Annotated in this window: 7 protein-coding genes, 8 rRNA genes and 1 pseudogene; 9 read left to right on the forward strand and 7 right to left on the reverse strand. The window is 44.0% G+C overall.

Annotated features, from left to right (window positions below; translation table 11 throughout):
* Nucleotides 1-110 precede the first annotated feature (110 nt).
* The 6 genes from NSS97_RS01535 to rrf (NSS97_RS01560) all read left to right on the forward strand — a co-directional run bounded on the left by NSS97_RS01535 (nucleotide 111) and on the right by rrf (NSS97_RS01560) (nucleotide 10,015).
* A 23S ribosomal RNA gene (locus tag NSS97_RS01535) occupies nucleotides 111-3,032 on the forward strand.
* A 49-nt stretch (nucleotides 3,033-3,081) separates the two neighbouring features.
* Nucleotides 3,082-3,197, forward strand: a 5S ribosomal RNA gene (gene rrf, locus NSS97_RS01540).
* An 860-nt stretch (nucleotides 3,198-4,057) separates the two neighbouring features.
* Complete coding sequence (locus NSS97_RS01545) at nucleotides 4,058-4,786, forward strand: DsbA family oxidoreductase (protein ID WP_002016772.1); 729 nt, start codon at nucleotides 4,058-4,060, stop codon at nucleotides 4,784-4,786.
* Nucleotides 4,787-5,229: 443 nt separating this feature from the next.
* A 16S ribosomal RNA gene (locus NSS97_RS01550) occupies nucleotides 5,230-6,781 on the forward strand.
* Between the two features lie 146 nt (nucleotides 6,782-6,927).
* Nucleotides 6,928-9,849 (forward strand): 23S ribosomal RNA (locus tag NSS97_RS01555).
* 50 nt (nucleotides 9,850-9,899) lie between these two features.
* Nucleotides 9,900-10,015, forward strand: a 5S ribosomal RNA gene (gene rrf, locus NSS97_RS01560).
* The 16S, 23S and 5S rRNA genes sit together here, the layout of an rRNA operon.
* 151 nt (nucleotides 10,016-10,166) lie before the next feature.
* Here the strand turns inward: rrf (NSS97_RS01560) and NSS97_RS01565 are convergent.
* The 7 genes and pseudogenes from NSS97_RS01565 to NSS97_RS01590 all read right to left on the reverse strand — a co-directional run bounded on the left by NSS97_RS01565 (nucleotide 10,167) and on the right by NSS97_RS01590 (nucleotide 15,537).
* Entirely contained in the window at nucleotides 10,167-10,625 is a 459-nt protein-coding gene (locus tag NSS97_RS01565; protein ID WP_341111284.1) for an ASCH domain-containing protein, read from the reverse strand.
* A gap of 27 nt (nucleotides 10,626-10,652) precedes the next feature.
* A pseudogene (locus NSS97_RS30400) lies at nucleotides 10,653-10,853 on the reverse strand (peptidase M20); the annotation flags it as partial.
* A gap of 424 nt (nucleotides 10,854-11,277) precedes the next feature.
* Nucleotides 11,278-12,075: an undecaprenyl-diphosphate phosphatase gene (bacA, locus tag NSS97_RS01570; RefSeq protein WP_215590587.1), complete on the reverse strand. Its 798-nt coding sequence runs from the start codon at nucleotides 12,073-12,075 to the stop codon at nucleotides 11,278-11,280.
* 17 nt (nucleotides 12,076-12,092) lie between these two features.
* Nucleotides 12,093-12,830 (reverse strand): ABC transporter permease, encoded by a 738-nt coding sequence (locus NSS97_RS01575; protein WP_341111286.1) that lies wholly within the window; start codon nucleotides 12,828-12,830, stop codon nucleotides 12,093-12,095.
* Nucleotides 12,823-13,752 carry an ABC transporter ATP-binding protein gene (locus tag NSS97_RS01580; protein ID WP_341111287.1) on the reverse strand — a complete coding sequence of 310 codons (930 nt, stop codon included), beginning with the start codon at nucleotides 13,750-13,752 and terminating at the stop codon, nucleotides 12,823-12,825. The genes NSS97_RS01575 and NSS97_RS01580 overlap by 8 nt, the downstream gene beginning before the upstream one ends.
* Before the next feature lie 68 nt (nucleotides 13,753-13,820).
* The gene (locus NSS97_RS01585) at nucleotides 13,821-14,834 is read right to left on the reverse strand and encodes a sensor histidine kinase (RefSeq protein WP_002167061.1); all 1,014 of its coding nucleotides are present in this window, start codon (nucleotides 14,832-14,834) and stop codon (nucleotides 13,821-13,823) included.
* Nucleotides 14,824-15,537, reverse strand: coding sequence for a response regulator transcription factor (locus NSS97_RS01590; RefSeq protein ID WP_000651971.1), 714 nt, complete (start codon nucleotides 15,535-15,537; stop codon nucleotides 14,824-14,826). The genes NSS97_RS01585 and NSS97_RS01590 overlap by 11 nt, the downstream gene beginning before the upstream one ends.
* 558 nt (nucleotides 15,538-16,095) lie before the next feature.
* Here NSS97_RS01590 and NSS97_RS01595 point away from each other — a divergent pair.
* From NSS97_RS01595 to rrf (NSS97_RS01605), 3 genes are all read left to right on the forward strand, one after another.
* A 16S ribosomal RNA gene (locus tag NSS97_RS01595) occupies nucleotides 16,096-17,647 on the forward strand.
* 146 nt (nucleotides 17,648-17,793) lie between these two features.
* A 23S ribosomal RNA gene (locus NSS97_RS01600) occupies nucleotides 17,794-20,715 on the forward strand.
* A gap of 50 nt (nucleotides 20,716-20,765) precedes the next feature.
* A 5S ribosomal RNA gene (gene rrf, locus NSS97_RS01605) occupies nucleotides 20,766-20,881 on the forward strand.
* Nucleotides 20,882-21,069: the final 188 nt, after the last annotated feature.

Raw genomic sequence — 21,069 nt, forward strand, 5'->3', positions numbered from 1 at the left:
GTTGACTTGTTTTGTTTCGTTCAGTTTTGAGAGAACTATCTCTCAAGTTTAAATGTATGTTCTTTGAAAACTAGATAACAGTGTAGCTCATATTTTTTTAATTTTAGTTTGGTTAAGTTAGAAAGGGCGCACGGTGGATGCCTTGACACTAGGAGTCGATGAAGGACGGGACTAACGCCGATATGCTTCGGGGAGCTGTAAGTAAGCTTTGATCCGAAGATTTCCGAATGGGGAAACCCACTATACGTAATGGTATGGTATCCTTACCTGAATACATAGGGTATGGAAGACAGACCCAGGGAACTGAAACATCTAAGTACCTGGAGGAAGAGAAAGCAAATGCGATTTCCTGAGTAGCGGCGAGCGAAACGGAATCTAGCCCAAACCAAGAGGCTTGCCTCTTGGGGTTGTAGGACATTCTATACGGAGTTACAAAGGAACGAGGTAGACGAAGCGACCTGGAAAGGTCCGTCACAGAGGGTAATAACCCCGTAGTCGAAACTTCGTTCTCTCTTGAATGTATCCTGAGTACGGCGGAACACGTGAAATTCCGTCGGAATCTGGGAGGACCATCTCCCAAGGCTAAATACTCCCTAGTGATCGATAGTGAACCAGTACCGTGAGGGAAAGGTGAAAAGCACCCCGGAAGGGGAGTGAAAGAGATCCTGAAACCGTGTGCCTACAAATAGTCAGAGCCCGTTAATGGGTGATGGCGTGCCTTTTGTAGAATGAACCGGCGAGTTACGATCCCGTGCGAGGTTAAGCTGAAGAGGCGGAGCCGCAGCGAAAGCGAGTCTGAATAGGGCGTTTAGTACGTGGTCGTAGACCCGAAACCAGGTGATCTACCCATGTCCAGGGTGAAGTTCAGGTAACACTGAATGGAGGCCCGAACCCACGCACGTTGAAAAGTGCGGGGATGAGGTGTGGGTAGCGGAGAAATTCCAATCGAACCTGGAGATAGCTGGTTCTCCCCGAAATAGCTTTAGGGCTAGCCTTAAGTGTAAGAGTCTTGGAGGTAGAGCACTGATTGAACTAGGGGTCCTCATCGGATTACCGAATTCAGTCAAACTCCGAATGCCAATGACTTATCCTTAGGAGTCAGACTGCGAGTGATAAGATCCGTAGTCAAGAGGGAAACAGCCCAGATCGCCAGCTAAGGTCCCAAAGTGTGTATTAAGTGGAAAAGGATGTGGAGTTGCTTAGACAACTAGGATGTTGGCTCAGAAGCAGCCACCATTTAAAGAGTGCGTAATAGCTCACTAGTCGAGTGACTCTGCGCCGAAAATGTACCGGGGCTAAATACACCACCGAAGCTGCGAATTGATACCAATGGTATCAGTGGTAGGGGAGCGTTCTAAGTGCAGTGAAGTCAGACCGGAAGGACTGGTGGAGCGCTTAGAAGTGAGAATGCCGGTATGAGTAGCGAAAGACGGGTGAGAATCCCGTCCACCGAATGCCTAAGGTTTCCTGAGGAAGGCTCGTCCGCTCAGGGTTAGTCAGGACCTAAGCCGAGGCCGACAGGCGTAGGCGATGGACAACAGGTTGATATTCCTGTACCACCTCTTTATCGTTTGAGCAATGGAGGGACGCAGAAGGATAGAAGAAGCGTGCGATTGGTTGTGCACGTCCAAGCAGTTAGGCTGATAAGTAGGCAAATCCGCTTATCGTGAAGGCTGAGCTGTGATGGGGAAGCTCCTTATGGAGCGAAGTCTTTGATTCCCCGCTGCCAAGAAAAGCTTCTAGCGAGATAAAAGGTGCCTGTACCGCAAACCGACACAGGTAGGCGAGGAGAGAATCCTAAGGTGTGCGAGAGAACTCTGGTTAAGGAACTCGGCAAAATGACCCCGTAACTTCGGGAGAAGGGGTGCTTTCTTAACGGAAAGCCGCAGTGAATAGGCCCAAGCGACTGTTTAGCAAAAACACAGGTCTCTGCGAAGCCGTAAGGCGAAGTATAGGGGCTGACACCTGCCCGGTGCTGGAAGGTTAAGGAGAGGGGTTAGCGTAAGCGAAGCTCTGAACTGAAGCCCCAGTAAACGGCGGCCGTAACTATAACGGTCCTAAGGTAGCGAAATTCCTTGTCGGGTAAGTTCCGACCCGCACGAAAGGTGTAACGATTTGGGCACTGTCTCAACCAGAGACTCGGTGAAATTATAGTACCTGTGAAGATGCAGGTTACCCGCGACAGGACGGAAAGACCCCGTGGAGCTTTACTGTAGCCTGATATTGAATTTTGGTACAGTTTGTACAGGATAGGCGGGAGCCATTGAAACCGGAGCGCTAGCTTCGGTGGAGGCGCTGGTGGGATACCGCCCTGACTGTATTGAAATTCTAACCTACGGGTCTCATCGACCCGGGAGACAGTGTCAGGTGGGCAGTTTGACTGGGGCGGTCGCCTCCTAAAGTGTAACGGAGGCGCCCAAAGGTTCCCTCAGAATGGTTGGAAATCATTCGTAGAGTGCAAAGGCATAAGGGAGCTTGACTGCGAGACCTACAAGTCGAGCAGGGACGAAAGTCGGGCTTAGTGATCCGGTGGTTCCGCATGGAAGGGCCATCGCTCAACGGATAAAAGCTACCCCGGGGATAACAGGCTTATCTCCCCCAAGAGTCCACATCGACGGGGAGGTTTGGCACCTCGATGTCGGCTCATCGCATCCTGGGGCTGTAGTCGGTCCCAAGGGTTGGGCTGTTCGCCCATTAAAGCGGTACGCGAGCTGGGTTCAGAACGTCGTGAGACAGTTCGGTCCCTATCCGTCGTGGGCGCAGGAAATTTGAGAGGAGCTGTCCTTAGTACGAGAGGACCGGGATGGACGCACCGCTGGTGTACCAGTTGTTCTGCCAAGGGCATAGCTGGGTAGCTATGTGCGGAAGGGATAAGTGCTGAAAGCATCTAAGCATGAAGCCCCCCTCAAGATGAGATTTCCCATAGCGTAAGCTAGTAAGATCCCTGAAAGATGATCAGGTTGATAGGTTCGAGGTGGAAGCATGGTGACATGTGGAGCTGACGAATACTAATAGATCGAGGACTTAACCATATAATATGAAGCAAATGTTATCTAGTTTTGAAGGAATATACCTTCATAGTTTGGTGATGATGGCAGAGAGGTCACACCCGTTCCCATACCGAACACGGAAGTTAAGCTCTCTAGCGCCGATGGTAGTTGGGACCTTGTCCCTGTGAGAGTAGGACGTCGCCAAGCAAGCTAAAACACAAGTCTTTTGACTTGTGTTTTTTTGTATATTTGTTTCGTTAGAAACAAGGGTGGAAATATTGCTAAATCATACCAGATGGAAAATTATTTACGGAATCATGATAAAGGCGAAGTATTTTCGCTATTTTTATTAAGCGCTCATTAAACTATATGTATTTCGTAATAGGATCATTATCGGTCATATTTTCAATATAAGAGGGGAACCTCTCTTCTTTTATAATTAATTTCTAAAAAACTTGGCGCATAATTGAAGCTTCTATACTCTAAATGATTTAATGGTTTATGAATTATATAGCTATTTCCCCTTAAAATCCTGTATACAGTATCCCTTAACTAATAAACATTAGAGGTGTTTCTGCCGGTAAATACTTCTTTTTCATGATTGGGCATCTAAATCTTCTTCATTAATATACTTTTGAAAATAAATCCGTTCATAATTTCAATAATATAGATTTGTGTAATTGCTTCCTTTGAGTTTGCAGTTTGCTCAATCTATTAAACAAGCCCGTCTATATAATTGCATTTTATATAGACGGGCTTGTTTAATTTTTTATTCTTATAATAGTAGCGTTTTGAGGAATGTTTTTTGTTATTAAGTATAGGGAAGTAGTACATAATCTATGGAAATGATACAGGTGCTTTCAATTATTATGAGAACAGCTATATTATGGCTAAATATGTAGTGAGATATAGGAATGTTGAACAAGGGGCTCATTTACAATTGAAGTGTATATATGGGTATGAAATCTTCTTTGATTAGTAGTCGTAACTTCTTGAGGCATAAATTTTTGAATTCCGTAACGTCAGTGCTACAATGATTGAAAAATAAATGTTAATGAGGTGTTCATATGAAAATTGAAGTTTGGTCTGATTTTGTATGCCCGTTTTGCTATATTGGGAAGCGTAGATTAGAAATGGCTTTAGAGCAATTTCCACATAAGAAAGATGTTGAAGTCGAGTTTAAAAGTTTTGAATTAGATCAAAATGCTCCGATCTACTCTGGAACGAGTATTAATGAAGTGCTTGCATCGAAGTATGGAATTAGTGTTGAAGAAGCTGATCGTAATAATATACAACTAGGCAATCATGCAGCTAGTATGGGTTTGAGTTTCAATTTTGAAGAGATGAAGCCAACAAATACTTTTGATGCACATCGTTTGGCGAAATTCGCAAAGGATCAGGGGAAGGAAAAGGAGATTACAGAAAATCTACTTTTTGCATATTTCACTGAATCGAGAAACTTAAGTGATGTGGAAACACTAGCTAATATTGCTGAAGCTTCCGGTCTAGATAGGGAAGAGGCTTTAAATGTTATTCATAATAAAAATGCTTATGCCAATGAGGTTAGGATTGATGAATCAATTGCCCAACAATATAAAATTACAGGGGTACCTTATTTTATTGTTAATCAAAAGTATGCTATTTCAGGTGCACAACCACTTGAAACCTTTGTTGGTGCACTTCAGCAGGTGTGGGAAGAAGAGAACCCTAAGTCTGAACTTCAAGATCTTTCAATAAATAGTACAACAGATGATTATTGTGCAGATGGTAGCTGCTCGATACCTTCAAAGGAATAATATTTAATTTTTTCTTTCTATTATGGTGTGCATAATGTAATGAGGGGATAAATTTCAAATGTCATATGTATATTAATGACATCTAAATACGAATAACCTACAGTGATTTTTATAGGTTATTCGTATTTAGTTTATTTTGGGGAGTCACATTCAAGTGTATTATTATTGTGCTAACCGCTTATTGGTATAGTTAATTCATATTTTTATAAAAAACTTATTTAAAACTATTGACGATTAACATACATGGGTGTAATATAGAACAAGTCGCCGATAGCAACAACGCAGAAAGCGACAAAAGAAATAAAAAAACTTGGTTGACATTGAAATATGAAAATGTTAACATAAGGGAGTCGCGAATGAGCGGCAAACAAGTTCTTTGAAAACTGAACGAAACAAACAACGTGAACGTCAATTTTTATTTTTAGATGCTAGACAAACTAACTTTATTGGAGAGTTTGATCCTGGCTCAGGATGAACGCTGGCGGCGTGCCTAATACATGCAAGTCGAGCGAATGGATTAAGAGCTTGCTCTTATGAAGTTAGCGGCGGACGGGTGAGTAACACGTGGGTAACCTACCCATAAGACTGGGATAACTCCGGGAAACCGGGGCTAATACCGGATAATATTTTGAACTGCATAGTTCGAAATTGAAAGGCGGCTTCGGCTGTCACTTATGGATGGACCCGCGTCGCATTAGCTAGTTGGTGAGGTAACGGCTCACCAAGGCGACGATGCGTAGCCGACCTGAGAGGGTGATCGGCCACACTGGGACTGAGACACGGCCCAGACTCCTACGGGAGGCAGCAGTAGGGAATCTTCCGCAATGGACGAAAGTCTGACGGAGCAACGCCGCGTGAGTGATGAAGGCTTTCGGGTCGTAAAACTCTGTTGTTAGGGAAGAACAAGTGCTAGTTGAATAAGCTGGCACCTTGACGGTACCTAACCAGAAAGCCACGGCTAACTACGTGCCAGCAGCCGCGGTAATACGTAGGTGGCAAGCGTTATCCGGAATTATTGGGCGTAAAGCGCGCGCAGGTGGTTTCTTAAGTCTGATGTGAAAGCCCACGGCTCAACCGTGGAGGGTCATTGGAAACTGGGAGACTTGAGTGCAGAAGAGGAAAGTGGAATTCCATGTGTAGCGGTGAAATGCGTAGAGATATGGAGGAACACCAGTGGCGAAGGCGACTTTCTGGTCTGTAACTGACACTGAGGCGCGAAAGCGTGGGGAGCAAACAGGATTAGATACCCTGGTAGTCCACGCCGTAAACGATGAGTGCTAAGTGTTAGAGGGTTTCCGCCCTTTAGTGCTGAAGTTAACGCATTAAGCACTCCGCCTGGGGAGTACGGCCGCAAGGCTGAAACTCAAAGGAATTGACGGGGGCCCGCACAAGCGGTGGAGCATGTGGTTTAATTCGAAGCAACGCGAAGAACCTTACCAGGTCTTGACATCCTCTGAAAACTCTAGAGATAGAGCTTCTCCTTCGGGAGCAGAGTGACAGGTGGTGCATGGTTGTCGTCAGCTCGTGTCGTGAGATGTTGGGTTAAGTCCCGCAACGAGCGCAACCCTTGATCTTAGTTGCCATCATTAAGTTGGGCACTCTAAGGTGACTGCCGGTGACAAACCGGAGGAAGGTGGGGATGACGTCAAATCATCATGCCCCTTATGACCTGGGCTACACACGTGCTACAATGGACGGTACAAAGAGCTGCAAGACCGCGAGGTGGAGCTAATCTCATAAAACCGTTCTCAGTTCGGATTGTAGGCTGCAACTCGCCTACATGAAGCTGGAATCGCTAGTAATCGCGGATCAGCATGCCGCGGTGAATACGTTCCCGGGCCTTGTACACACCGCCCGTCACACCACGAGAGTTTGTAACACCCGAAGTCGGTGGGGTAACCTTTATGGAGCCAGCCGCCTAAGGTGGGACAGATGATTGGGGTGAAGTCGTAACAAGGTAGCCGTATCGGAAGGTGCGGCTGGATCACCTCCTTTCTATGGAGAATTGATGAACGCAGTTCATCAATAAACGTTGACTTGTTTTGTTTCGTTCAGTTTTGAGAGAACTATCTCTCAAGTTTAAATGTATGTTCTTTGAAAACTAGATAACAGTGTAGCTCATATTTTTTTAATTTTAGTTTGGTTAAGTTAGAAAGGGCGCACGGTGGATGCCTTGACACTAGGAGTCGATGAAGGACGGGACTAACGCCGATATGCTTCGGGGAGCTGTAAGTAAGCTTTGATCCGAAGATTTCCGAATGGGGAAACCCACTATACGTAATGGTATGGTATCCTTACCTGAATACATAGGGTATGGAAGACAGACCCAGGGAACTGAAACATCTAAGTACCTGGAGGAAGAGAAAGCAAATGCGATTTCCTGAGTAGCGGCGAGCGAAACGGAATCTAGCCCAAACCAAGAGGCTTGCCTCTTGGGGTTGTAGGACATTCTATACGGAGTTACAAAGGAACGAGGTAGACGAAGCGACCTGGAAAGGTCCGTCACAGAGGGTAATAACCCCGTAGTCGAAACTTCGTTCTCTCTTGAATGTATCCTGAGTACGGCGGAACACGTGAAATTCCGTCGGAATCTGGGAGGACCATCTCCCAAGGCTAAATACTCCCTAGTGATCGATAGTGAACCAGTACCGTGAGGGAAAGGTGAAAAGCACCCCGGAAGGGGAGTGAAAGAGATCCTGAAACCGTGTGCCTACAAATAGTCAGAGCCCGTTAATGGGTGATGGCGTGCCTTTTGTAGAATGAACCGGCGAGTTACGATCCCGTGCAAGGTTAAGCTGAAGAGGCGGAGCCGCAGCGAAAGCGAGTCTGAATAGGGCGTTTAGTACGTGGTCGTAGACCCGAAACCAGGTGATCTACCCATGTCCAGGGTGAAGTTCAGGTAACACTGAATGGAGGCCCGAACCCACGCACGTTGAAAAGTGCGGGGATGAGGTGTGGGTAGCGGAGAAATTCCAATCGAACCTGGAGATAGCTGGTTCTCCCCGAAATAGCTTTAGGGCTAGCCTTAAGTGTAAGAGTCTTGGAGGTAGAGCACTGATTGAACTAGGGGTCCTCATCGGATTACCGAATTCAGTCAAACTCCGAATGCCAATGACTTATCCTTAGGAGTCAGACTGCGAGTGATAAGATCCGTAGTCAAGAGGGAAACAGCCCAGATCGCCAGCTAAGGTCCCAAAGTGTGTATTAAGTGGAAAAGGATGTGGAGTTGCTTAGACAACTAGGATGTTGGCTCAGAAGCAGCCACCATTTAAAGAGTGCGTAATAGCTCACTAGTCGAGTGACTCTGCGCCGAAAATGTACCGGGGCTAAATACACCACCGAAGCTGCGAATTGATACCAATGGTATCAGTGGTAGGGGAGCGTTCTAAGTGCAGTGAAGTCAGACCGGAAGGACTGGTGGAGCGCTTAGAAGTGAGAATGCCGGTATGAGTAGCGAAAGACGGGTGAGAATCCCGTCCACCGAATGCCTAAGGTTTCCTGAGGAAGGCTCGTCCGCTCAGGGTTAGTCAGGACCTAAGCCGAGGCCGACAGGCGTAGGCGATGGACAACAGGTTGATATTCCTGTACCACCTCTTTATCGTTTGAGCAATGGAGGGACGCAGAAGGATAGAAGAAGCGTGCGATTGGTTGTGCACGTCCAAGCAGTTAGGCTGATAAGTAGGCAAATCCGCTTATCGTGAAGGCTGAGCTGTGATGGGGAAGCTCCTTATGGAGCGAAGTCTTTGATTCCCCGCTGCCAAGAAAAGCTTCTAGCGAGATAAAAGGTGCCTGTACCGCAAACCGACACAGGTAGGCGAGGAGAGAATCCTAAGGTGTGCGAGAGAACTCTGGTTAAGGAACTCGGCAAAATGACCCCGTAACTTCGGGAGAAGGGGTGCTTTCTTAACGGAAAGCCGCAGTGAATAGGCCCAAGCGACTGTTTAGCAAAAACACAGGTCTCTGCGAAGCCGTAAGGCGAAGTATAGGGGCTGACACCTGCCCGGTGCTGGAAGGTTAAGGAGAGGGGTTAGCGTAAGCGAAGCTCTGAACTGAAGCCCCAGTAAACGGCGGCCGTAACTATAACGGTCCTAAGGTAGCGAAATTCCTTGTCGGGTAAGTTCCGACCCGCACGAAAGGTGTAACGATTTGGGCACTGTCTCAACCAGAGACTCGGTGAAATTATAGTACCTGTGAAGATGCAGGTTACCCGCGACAGGACGGAAAGACCCCGTGGAGCTTTACTGTAGCCTGATATTGAATTTTGGTACAGTTTGTACAGGATAGGCGGGAGCCATTGAAACCGGAGCGCTAGCTTCGGTGGAGGCGCTGGTGGGATACCGCCCTGACTGTATTGAAATTCTAACCTACGGGTCTTATCGACCCGGGAGACAGTGTCAGGTGGGCAGTTTGACTGGGGCGGTCGCCTCCTAAAGTGTAACGGAGGCGCCCAAAGGTTCCCTCAGAATGGTTGGAAATCATTCGTAGAGTGCAAAGGCATAAGGGAGCTTGACTGCGAGACCTACAAGTCGAGCAGGGACGAAAGTCGGGCTTAGTGATCCGGTGGTTCCGCATGGAAGGGCCATCGCTCAACGGATAAAAGCTACCCCGGGGATAACAGGCTTATCTCCCCCAAGAGTCCACATCGACGGGGAGGTTTGGCACCTCGATGTCGGCTCATCGCATCCTGGGGCTGTAGTCGGTCCCAAGGGTTGGGCTGTTCGCCCATTAAAGCGGTACGCGAGCTGGGTTCAGAACGTCGTGAGACAGTTCGGTCCCTATCCGTCGTGGGCGCAGGAAATTTGAGAGGAGCTGTCCTTAGTACGAGAGGACCGGGATGGACGCACCGCTGGTGTACCAGTTGTTCTGCCAAGGGCATAGCTGGGTAGCTATGTGCGGAAGGGATAAGTGCTGAAAGCATCTAAGCATGAAGCCCCCCTCAAGATGAGATTTCCCATAGCGTAAGCTAGTAAGATCCCTGAAAGATGATCAGGTTGATAGGTTCGAGGTGGAAGCATGGTGACATGTGGAGCTGACGAATACTAATAGATCGAGGACTTAACCATATAATATGAAGCTAATGTTATCTAGTTTTGAAGGAATATACCTTCATCAGTTTGGTGATGATGGCAGAGAGGTCACACCCGTTCCCATACCGAACACGGAAGTTAAGCTCTCTAGCGCCGATGGTAGTTGGGACCTTGTCCCTGTGAGAGTAGGACGTCGCCAAGCAACTTTAAGACGAGTCATAATGACTCGTCTTTTTTGTGTTTAATGAAATAAGCTTGTTATTAATGGCTCAAGAAATCCATTGATAACAAGCTTATTTGTTTAAAGATAAATGTATTTATCTAGTATGGGTTTCCGGTAAAATCGTTATTTATCATAGCTTCACTTTGTTTTTTACATCGATAAGCTTAAAACGTTCGCAAACGAGCAGCATATCTTCAGAAAAACTAAGACCAAGTTCGCTTAGTTCCTTTGTAAAAAACTGAATATGGGTATCTCTCCAGTAACTATAGGTACGATCGCCTTCGCCTTCAGCGATAGCGAATTCTTCAGTTACTTCATTCATTGGCATTATAGTTACTTCTATTGTCTTAATAATAGCTACAGGTTCATCCTGACTATTGAGTACAATACTATAATCGTTAATTGTTGGTAGTGGTTCATTTTCTAATTCATAAAAAATATGGCCCGAGCATGTTGCGGTTTTCACACCATCAATGACTAATTGAGCGAGATAATCAGGAGAATCACCAAATTGCCAAGCTGTAACAGATTCTGGTTTTTTATTGTTTCTCCAATAAGTATCCCAATATGATTGTGCTAATGGATTCATTTGTATATTTACCTCACTTTAATTTTTTTATAAGCCTTGAGCAACTTGCTTATTTGTAATAGTTTTGTAGTCATATAAAATCTGGGTTGTTGTATTACGGATTAATACAAGTAATACGCTGAAGGAATATGGTTTATAAACTTGTTCTGTCCATTTATGACCATTTTCCCCGTAGACGCCCATATTAATAGACGGGATGTTTGATTTTCGAATTGTTTCGTATGGTAATGGATATAGTTGTTATGTAGTCTATTTGTGATTTGGGCTGCAATAAAGTTAGGGTCAATGCCCGATCACCTACACGTACTTCTCTTCCATAAATATAGAAACAAGGAAGAAGTGATGTATAGCAAAGGGGTGAGAACATTAGTTCTATCGTGGTGTAATGGGTAGACTCAATCAATTGAGGTGCTTATTTTTACTTCAGTATATGTGTATAAAGAAGAAATGCTATTACTAGGTTCGGATTTCAAATATAGCTTTTAACGTTACATATTTTAATGAAGTGTTGATTAGAAATAAAGAATATTCTAATTATTAATATTGATCTATTATCCACTATGCCATATTGAAGTGAGTAATACTAGAGGTGAAATAGATAAAAACCGATATTCCTTGAATATCGGTTTAATAATATGTGACTTATATGAAGCTATAGCAATACGAAAAGTGTAAATACAATAGCTAACAAAATACGATAATATGCAAAAGGTTTTAAACCTATCTTTTCTAAAAGCTTCAGGAAGGTTACTACCGCTAGCATTGCTACTATAAAAGAGGTAATGAATCCTATAGCAAACATAGGAATATCAGCCGCACTTAAATACTTCCAACTTTTTAATAAGTCTAAGCCTGTAGCTCCAACCATTACAGGAAGAGCAATGAGAAAAGAGAACTCAGATGCAGCCTTATAATTTACTTTCGCTAATAGACCTCCAGAAATAGTAGAGCCAGCCCTTGAGAATCCAGGATATACTGCTAAGCATTGAAATAATCCAATTGTTAATGCTTGACGGTATGTTAAATCATCTAGTGAAAAAGCGGTTACCTCTGCTTTTTTTGCTTCTGCAAAAATCATAAGAAATGCTCCTGCTACAAGTCCGATTACGACAGTATACGGCTGGAATAAGTATGCTTTAATAACATCATGTAATAATAAGCCAACAACTACTGCTGGGAATACACCGAGAAAAACATGTAATGCATTGAATTTTTTCTCTTTCCGTAGAAGGGGTTTAATATTACATAAAGAAACAAGGCGTTTATGATATAAAATCGCGATAGCTAAAATTGCCCCTAACTGTATGACAATTTCAAACGTTTTTGCCCTTTCTCCTTCAAAACCTAATAAATGTCCGACTAATATAAGATGGCCAGTAGAAGAGATGGGTAAAAATTCAGCTAACCCTTCTACAATACCAAGTATGAAGGCAATGATAAGATCGCTCATAGTTTCACTCCTATAAATTAATGAATATCCACTCTTTTAAAATAGAATAGTGTTGTAATAAATCCGAAAATCGCTGTTACTGCAATGATGATATAAGAATACTCTGGTGGATAAGTCGGTTGTAATTCGTTATTTGCTATATCTAGAGTAGCGGTCCATGGGAATAGGTCTTTATGTTTTGAATTTACGATCATAAGGTTAGTCATTGTAATAATGATTGTTAATATAATAGGCGGTACATAGGTCTTCATTACAAGAGTTAGTAGTACAATAGGTGAAGACAAAAGAAAGAGAAGTCCACCACATATTAAAAATTTTATGAGAGAGCCTAAAAGTAAGGTGATACTAAACCGAGGGAAGCTACCTATTAGCCCTAATAATAAAGTTAGCGTCCAAGCAACTAAAGTTAGCATCATGATCCAAAGGAATAGAAGGATAAACTTACTTATAATAAAGCTAATACGTGATACTGGGATAGTTAGCAAATTTTTTAATGTATCTTCCGTGTATTCACGGGTAAATAGATAAGCGATCACAACTCCATATAAGGGGAATCCTATAATTAAAGTAGTGTATAGGTTAACTTCAGTGAACAGTTGACCAAATAAAATAGTTGGAGTAGGTTGCTTTGTCTTCATGTGTATATAAGAAGCTACAACCACTAAAAATGGCGCGACACCTGCTCCGATAATACTAATCAAAAACATATTGGATCGTTTCAATTTTAATAGTTCTGTATAAAGCAGATTAACCAATTGTGCCACCCCCAACTAGTTTGGTGAAATAATCTTCTAGTCTATCTTCGCTCATCACAATTTTTAATACTTCAATATCGTTACGAACTAACGTTCTGTTGATGTGTCCTTGCTGTCCCAAGTGAGAATAAACGCGAATATTTCCTTCATCATGTACCTCATAATCAAAAATTTGAAAATGATTTTCTAATAGCATCGCAGCTTTATTATCATTATTTACTTGGAATTCTATGTACTTACGATTGGCTTTACGCAGTGTATCAAGAGAAACTTCTTCTAATAACCTTCCTTCATGAATAATTCCCATACGATCGACTAGTTGTTCCACCTCAGCTAATATATGACTAGAAATGAGTATCGTTATATTTCTTTCTTGAGCTAAAGATTTAATGAGTTTTCGCATTTCTTTAATACCGATTGGATCTAGTCCGTTAGTTGGTTCATCTAGTATGAGTAGTTCAGGATAATGGAGAAGAGCACGTGCGATTCCTAAGCGTTGCTTCATTCCTAAAGAGTATTTTCCTACTAATTTTTTTGTTTCGTGCTGCAAGCCTACAATTTCTAATGCTTCTTCAATTGCATTCCTTTTGTGAACTCCAATTATCTTTGCATTAATTAATAAGTTCTCTCTTGCAGTTAAGTTTTCATAAAACCCTGGGACTTCAACGATAGAACCAATTCTTCTTAAAATGTCTTTTGGATTCCGAAGTAAATCCTCACCGAATATTTCTATATTTCCACTTGTAGGTTTTATAAGACTAAGCAGCATACGGATTGTAGTTGTTTTACCAGCACCGTTACGCCCTATGAATCCATAAATCTCTCCTTGCTGTACATTTATATTTAGATTATCTACTGACTTTTGGTTCCCATAAACTTTAGTAAGGTTTGTCGTTTTTATAATTGTATTTATAGGGGGCACCTACTTTCTATAAGTTCTTAATTACATAATAAAAAGGAAGGTTTAACTGCATATTAATCATTTCTTAACTATTTCTTAAAAGTAGTGTGTTTTGGGACGGAAAAACCAAAAGTAGTTCGTTCCCAGGGAATACTGTCAACCCATATACGCCCACCATTTTTTTCAACGAGGGCTTTAGAAATAGAAAGTCCGAGGCCACTACCACCGTAAGAAGGATTTCTTGATTGTTCGCTGCGGTACATCCGCTTAAATACGTTTTGTAAATCATGTTTTGGAATACCGGGTCCCTTGTCCCAAATAAGAATCTCATATTCTGTATTGGTTTCTAGTAGTTCGACTCCTACTATTTTCCCAGCTTTTCCGTGATGGATAGCGTTTTTTATTAGATTACCTATAATTCGTATAAGGCTAAGGTGATCTGCAATAATAGGGGAAGTAGATTCTGGTATGAGAACTTGTAGTTCAATGTTATGTTTTGATAGCTCGGGTAAAAATTCGATTAATACTTCTCTAGTAACCTCAGAAAAATCGAGTTCTTCTTCTTTTAATGGAAACTCATCAGCATCTAGCTTGGCCATATTAAAGATTTCATCGACCAGATGTTTTAAGTCATTCGATTTCTTATAAAGTATTTCAAGATATTCTTGCTTTTCTACTTCAGAAGCAGCGACATCATCTTTTAAAGCATCAATATATCCAATAATAGAAGTAAGTGGTGTCCGGATATCATGTGAGATATTAGATAAAAGTTGTTTTCTAGCTTCTTGGGATTTCCTTGCTTCGATCTGACCCTTTTCTAATGCAGTTATTAAGTCGTTTATTGAAAACACGATACTATTTAGTGAACGGTCGTTATTTGTGAATAGCCTCGTTTGTAAATTCCCTTTAAGTGCACGGCTTAATTTAGTAACCATCGATTCGTTGCTTTGAATAAAGTGAACTCTTGAAAAGAAAAGATATATTGTGATTATGATAAGAGCAATAAATAAAGATATTTTTACATGGTATCCCATATCTATATTTAAAAGTCCGCAAATGATAAGTTGTAATGAAATAAGAAAGAGGACCTTATCATTTTTCAACCTTTTCACCTACAAACTTATAACCGATTCCCCATACAGTCTGAATGAATTTTGGATTGGAAGAATCAATTTCTATTTTCTTTCTAAGCTTTCTAATATGCACCATAACTGTATTATCATCTTCTATATAATTATCGTCCCATACATTCCGAAAGAGTTGTGTTTTCGTAAATACTTGCTCTGGGTTTGAAGCGAAGAATTTTAATAGTTCAAGTTCTTTTCCAGTTAAGTTGATTTCTTTTCCGTTCGTATGGACTGTGTATTTTTTAAAATCGATAGTTAGTCCTTTAAATGTTAAAGTTGTTTTCTCTTGTACGTTAGTGTTACTTCCAAGAACTAAAAAACGTCGCATAAGGGCTTTTACTCTTGCAACCACTTCGTGAATACTGAAAGGTTTCGTAATATAATCATCAGCACCTATGCTTAAGCCCAAAATTTTATCAACTTCGTGATCTTTAGCAGTTAGCATTAATATAGGAATGTTGGTTGTATCTCTAAGTTTTCTACACACTTCGATACCATCTACTTTCGGCATCATAAGATCTAATATAACGAGGTTGTAGTTATTTTGGTTAAATAAGCACAACGCTTCTTCTCCATTAATTGCAGTATCTACCATATATAATTCTCGTTCTAAATATCTTTTTAATAAGTCTCGAATTTCTTTATCGTCATCTGCTATAAGAATACGTATATCTTTCATATCGTCACCTGTTTCTAATAGAATGTTATTGATATTACAACTTGATAAACAAAGGGGGATAGGGAGCGGTAATAAAAAATAAAGCAACTTTCTAATTATATACTATTAATTGTTAAAATAAGGTTGCTAGTTTAGCTGAAAAGAATCAATTGTATGAGTTCGGTAAGATGGGGGAAGCGAGTCCTTTGAAATAGAGAAGTGCCTAAATTGAATAGTATTTAGAAGAATAGATTGGTAAAGAAAAGTAGATGATGGTTTCTATTTTAATGAGATCTTTGTAGGTCCTTATCTAGAGTTAAAAGAGTGCAAATGTACTAAATTAAACTTCTTTATAAAAAGGTGTTGACGATTAGAGTATTGAGGTGTAATATAGGACAAGTCGCCGATAGCAACAACGCAGAAAGCGACAAAAGAAATAAAAAAACTTGGTTGACATTGAAATATGAAAATGTTAACATAAGGGAGTCGCAAATGAGCGGCAAACAAGTTCTTTGAAAACTGAACGAAACAAACAACGTGAACGTCAATTTTTATTTTTAGATGCTAGACAAACTAACTTTATTGGAGAGTTTGATCCTGGCTCAGGATGAACGCTGGCGGCGTGCCTAATACATGCAAGTCGAGCGAATGGATTAAGAGCTTGCTCTTATGAAGTTAGCGGCGGACGGGTGAGTAACACGTGGGTAACCTACCCATAAGACTGGGATAACTCCGGGAAACCGGGGCTAATACCGGATAATATTTTGAACTGCATAGTTCGAAATTGAAAGGCGGCTTCGGCTGTCACTTATGGATGGACCCGCGTCGCATTAGCTAGTTGGTGAGGTAACGGCTCACCAAGGCGACGATGCGTAGCCGACCTGAGAGGGTGATCGGCCACACTGGGACTGAGACACGGCCCAGACTCCTACGGGAGGCAGCAGTAGGGAATCTTCCGCAATGGACGAAAGTCTGACGGAGCAACGCCGCGTGAGTGATGAAGGCTTTCGGGTCGTAAAACTCTGTTGTTAGGGAAGAACAAGTGCTAGTTGAATAAGCTGGCACCTTGACGGTACCTAACCAGAAAGCCACGGCTAACTACGTGCCAGCAGCCGCGGTAATACGTAGGTGGCAAGCGTTATCCGGAATTATTGGGCGTAAAGCGCGCGCAGGTGGTTTCTTAAGTCTGATGTGAAAGCCCACGGCTCAACCGTGGAGGGTCATTGGAAACTGGGAGACTTGAGTGCAGAAGAGGAAAGTGGAATTCCATGTGTAGCGGTGAAATGCGTAGAGATATGGAGGAACACCAGTGGCGAAGGCGACTTTCTGGTCTGTAACTGACACTGAGGCGCGAAAGCGTGGGGAGCAAACAGGATTAGATACCCTGGTAGTCCACGCCGTAAACGATGAGTGCTAAGTGTTAGAGGGTTTCCGCCCTTTAGTGCTGAAGTTAACGCATTAAGCACTCCGCCTGGGGAGTACGGCCGCAAGGCTGAAACTCAAAGGAATTGACGGGGGCCCGCACAAGCGGTGGAGCATGTGGTTTAATTCGAAGCAACGCGAAGAACCTTACCAGGTCTTGACATCCTCTGAAAACTCTAGAGATAGAGCTTCTCCTTCGGGAGCAGAGTGACAGGTGGTGCATGGTTGTCGTCAGCTCGTGTCGTGAGATGTTGGGTTAAGTCCCGCAACGAGCGCAACCCTTGATCTTAGTTGCCATCATTAAGTTGGGCACTCTAAGGTGACTGCCGGTGACAAACCGGAGGAAGGTGGGGATGACGTCAAATCATCATGCCCCTTATGACCTGGGCTACACACGTGCTACAATGGACGGTACAAAGAGCTGCAAGACCGCGAGGTGGAGCTAATCTCATAAAACCGTTCTCAGTTCGGATTGTAGGCTGCAACTCGCCTACATGAAGCTGGAATCGCTAGTAATCGCGGATCAGCATGCCGCGGTGAATACGTTCCCGGGCCTTGTACACACCGCCCGTCACACCACGAGAGTTTGTAACACCCGAAGTCGGTGGGGTAACCTTTATGGAGCCAGCCGCCTAAGGTGGGACAGATGATTGGGGTGAAGTCGTAACAAGGTAGCCGTATCGGAAGGTGCGGCTGGATCACCTCCTTTCTATGGAGAATTGATGAACGCAGTTCATCAATAAACGTTGACTTGTTTTGTTTCGTTCAGTTTTGAGAGAACTATCTCTCAAGTTTAAATGTATGTTCTTTGAAAACTAGATAACAGTGTAGCTCATATTTTTTTAATTTTAGTTTGGTTAAGTTAGAAAGGGCGCACGGTGGATGCCTTGACACTAGGAGTCGATGAAGGACGGGACTAACGCCGATATGCTTCGGGGAGCTGTAAGTAAGCTTTGATCCGAAGATTTCCGAATGGGGAAACCCACTATACGTAATGGTATGGTATCCTTACCTGAATACATAGGGTATGGAAGACAGACCCAGGGAACTGAAACATCTAAGTACCTGGAGGAAGAGAAAGCAAATGCGATTTCCTGAGTAGCGGCGAGCGAAACGGAATCTAGCCCAAACCAAGAGGCTTGCCTCTTGGGGTTGTAGGACATTCTATACGGAGTTACAAAGGAACGAGGTAGACGAAGCGACCTGGAAAGGTCCGTCACAGAGGGTAATAACCCCGTAGTCGAAACTTCGTTCTCTCTTGAATGTATCCTGAGTACGGCGGAACACGTGAAATTCCGTCGGAATCTGGGAGGACCATCTCCCAAGGCTAAATACTCCCTAGTGATCGATAGTGAACCAGTACCGTGAGGGAAAGGTGAAAAGCACCCCGGAAGGGGAGTGAAAGAGATCCTGAAACCGTGTGCCTACAAATAGTCAGAGCCCGTTAATGGGTGATGGCGTGCCTTTTGTAGAATGAACCGGCGAGTTACGATCCCGTGCAAGGTTAAGCTGAAGAGGCGGAGCCGCAGCGAAAGCGAGTCTGAATAGGGCGTTTAGTACGTGGTCGTAGACCCGAAACCAGGTGATCTACCCATGTCCAGGGTGAAGTTCAGGTAACACTGAATGGAGGCCCGAACCCACGCACGTTGAAAAGTGCGGGGATGAGGTGTGGGTAGCGGAGAAATTCCAATCGAACCTGGAGATAGCTGGTTCTCCCCGAAATAGCTTTAGGGCTAGCCTTAAGTGTAAGAGTCTTGGAGGTAGAGCACTGATTGAACTAGGGGTCCTCATCGGATTACCGAATTCAGTCAAACTCCGAATGCCAATGACTTATCCTTAGGAGTCAGACTGCGAGTGATAAGATCCGTAGTCAAGAGGGAAACAGCCCAGATCGCCAGCTAAGGTCCCAAAGTGTGTATTAAGTGGAAAAGGATGTGGAGTTGCTTAGACAACTAGGATGTTGGCTCAGAAGCAGCCACCATTTAAAGAGTGCGTAATAGCTCACTAGTCGAGTGACTCTGCGCCGAAAATGTACCGGGGCTAAATACACCACCGAAGCTGCGAATTGATACCAATGGTATCAGTGGTAGGGGAGCGTTCTAAGTGCAGTGAAGTCAGACCGGAAGGACTGGTGGAGCGCTTAGAAGTGAGAATGCCGGTATGAGTAGCGAAAGACGGGTGAGAATCCCGTCCACCGAATGCCTAAGGTTTCCTGAGGAAGGCTCGTCCGCTCAGGGTTAGTCAGGACCTAAGCCGAGGCCGACAGGCGTAGGCGATGGACAACAGGTTGATATTCCTGTACCACCTCTTTATCGTTTGAGCAATGGAGGGACGCAGAAGGATAGAAGAAGCGTGCGATTGGTTGTGCACGTCCAAGCAGTTAGGCTGATAAGTAGGCAAATCCGCTTATCGTGAAGGCTGAGCTGTGATGGGGAAGCTCCTTATGGAGCGAAGTCTTTGATTCCCCGCTGCCAAGAAAAGCTTCTAGCGAGATAAAAGGTGCCTGTACCGCAAACCGACACAGGTAGGCGAGGAGAGAATCCTAAGGTGTGCGAGAGAACTCTGGTTAAGGAACTCGGCAAAATGACCCCGTAACTTCGGGAGAAGGGGTGCTTTCTTAACGGAAAGCCGCAGTGAATAGGCCCAAGCGACTGTTTAGCAAAAACACAGGTCTCTGCGAAGCCGTAAGGCGAAGTATAGGGGCTGACACCTGCCCGGTGCTGGAAGGTTAAGGAGAGGGGTTAGCGTAAGCGAAGCTCTGAACTGAAGCCCCAGTAAACGGCGGCCGTAACTATAACGGTCCTAAGGTAGCGAAATTCCTTGTCGGGTAAGTTCCGACCCGCACGAAAGGTGTAACGATTTGGGCACTGTCTCAACCAGAGACTCGGTGAAATTATAGTACCTGTGAAGATGCAGGTTACCCGCGACAGGACGGAAAGACCCCGTGGAGCTTTACTGTAGCCTGATATTGAATTTTGGTACAGTTTGTACAGGATAGGCGGGAGCCATTGAAACCGGAGCGCTAGCTTCGGTGGAGGCGCTGGTGGGATACCGCCCTGACTGTATTGAAATTCTAACCTACGGGTCTTATCGACCCGGGAGACAGTGTCAGGTGGGCAGTTTGACTGGGGCGGTCGCCTCCTAAAGTGTAACGGAGGCGCCCAAAGGTTCCCTCAGAATGGTTGGAAATCATTCGTAGAGTGCAAAGGCATAAGGGAGCTTGACTGCGAGACCTACAAGTCGAGCAGGGACGAAAGTCGGGCTTAGTGATCCGGTGGTTCCGCATGGAAGGGCCATCGCTCAACGGATAAAAGCTACCCCGGGGATAACAGGCTTATCTCCCCCAAGAGTCCACATCGACGGGGAGGTTTGGCACCTCGATGTCGGCTCATCGCATCCTGGGGCTGTAGTCGGTCCCAAGGGTTGGGCTGTTCGCCCATTAAAGCGGTACGCGAGCTGGGTTCAGAACGTCGTGAGACAGTTCGGTCCCTATCCGTCGTGGGCGCAGGAAATTTGAGAGGAGCTGTCCTTAGTACGAGAGGACCGGGATGGACGCACCGCTGGTGTACCAGTTGTTCTGCCAAGGGCATAGCTGGGTAGCTATGTGCGGAAGGGATAAGTGCTGAAAGCATCTAAGCATGAAGCCCCCCTCAAGATGAGATTTCCCATAGCGTAAGCTAGTAAGATCCCTGAAAGATGATCAGGTTGATAGGTTCGAGGTGGAAGCATGGTGACATGTGGAGCTGACGAATACTAATAGATCGAGGACTTAACCATATAATATGAAGCTAATGTTATCTAGTTTTGAAGGAATATACCTTCATCAGTTTGGTGATGATGGCAGAGAGGTCACACCCGTTCCCATACCGAACACGGAAGTTAAGCTCTCTAGCGCCGATGGTAGTTGGGACCTTGTCCCTGTGAGAGTAGGACGTCGCCAAGCAAAAACCTAAGTCGTTTCGACTTAGGTTTTTTTGTGTTTATTTTTATTTACCGAAGGTTAAAATCCATAAATTTAATAACCCTAAAGATGAAAAAAAGAATGAAATAGAAACGGTATAAAATAAAATTTGGATGATAAAGTAATACGTTTAAATATAAATTGAAGGTAAGGATTGCCTTTTTATGTTA

Source organism: Bacillus sp. FSL R12-0074 (assembly GCF_038005725.1).
GTDB lineage: Bacteria > Bacillota > Bacilli > Bacillales > Bacillaceae_G > Bacillus_A > Bacillus_A mycoides.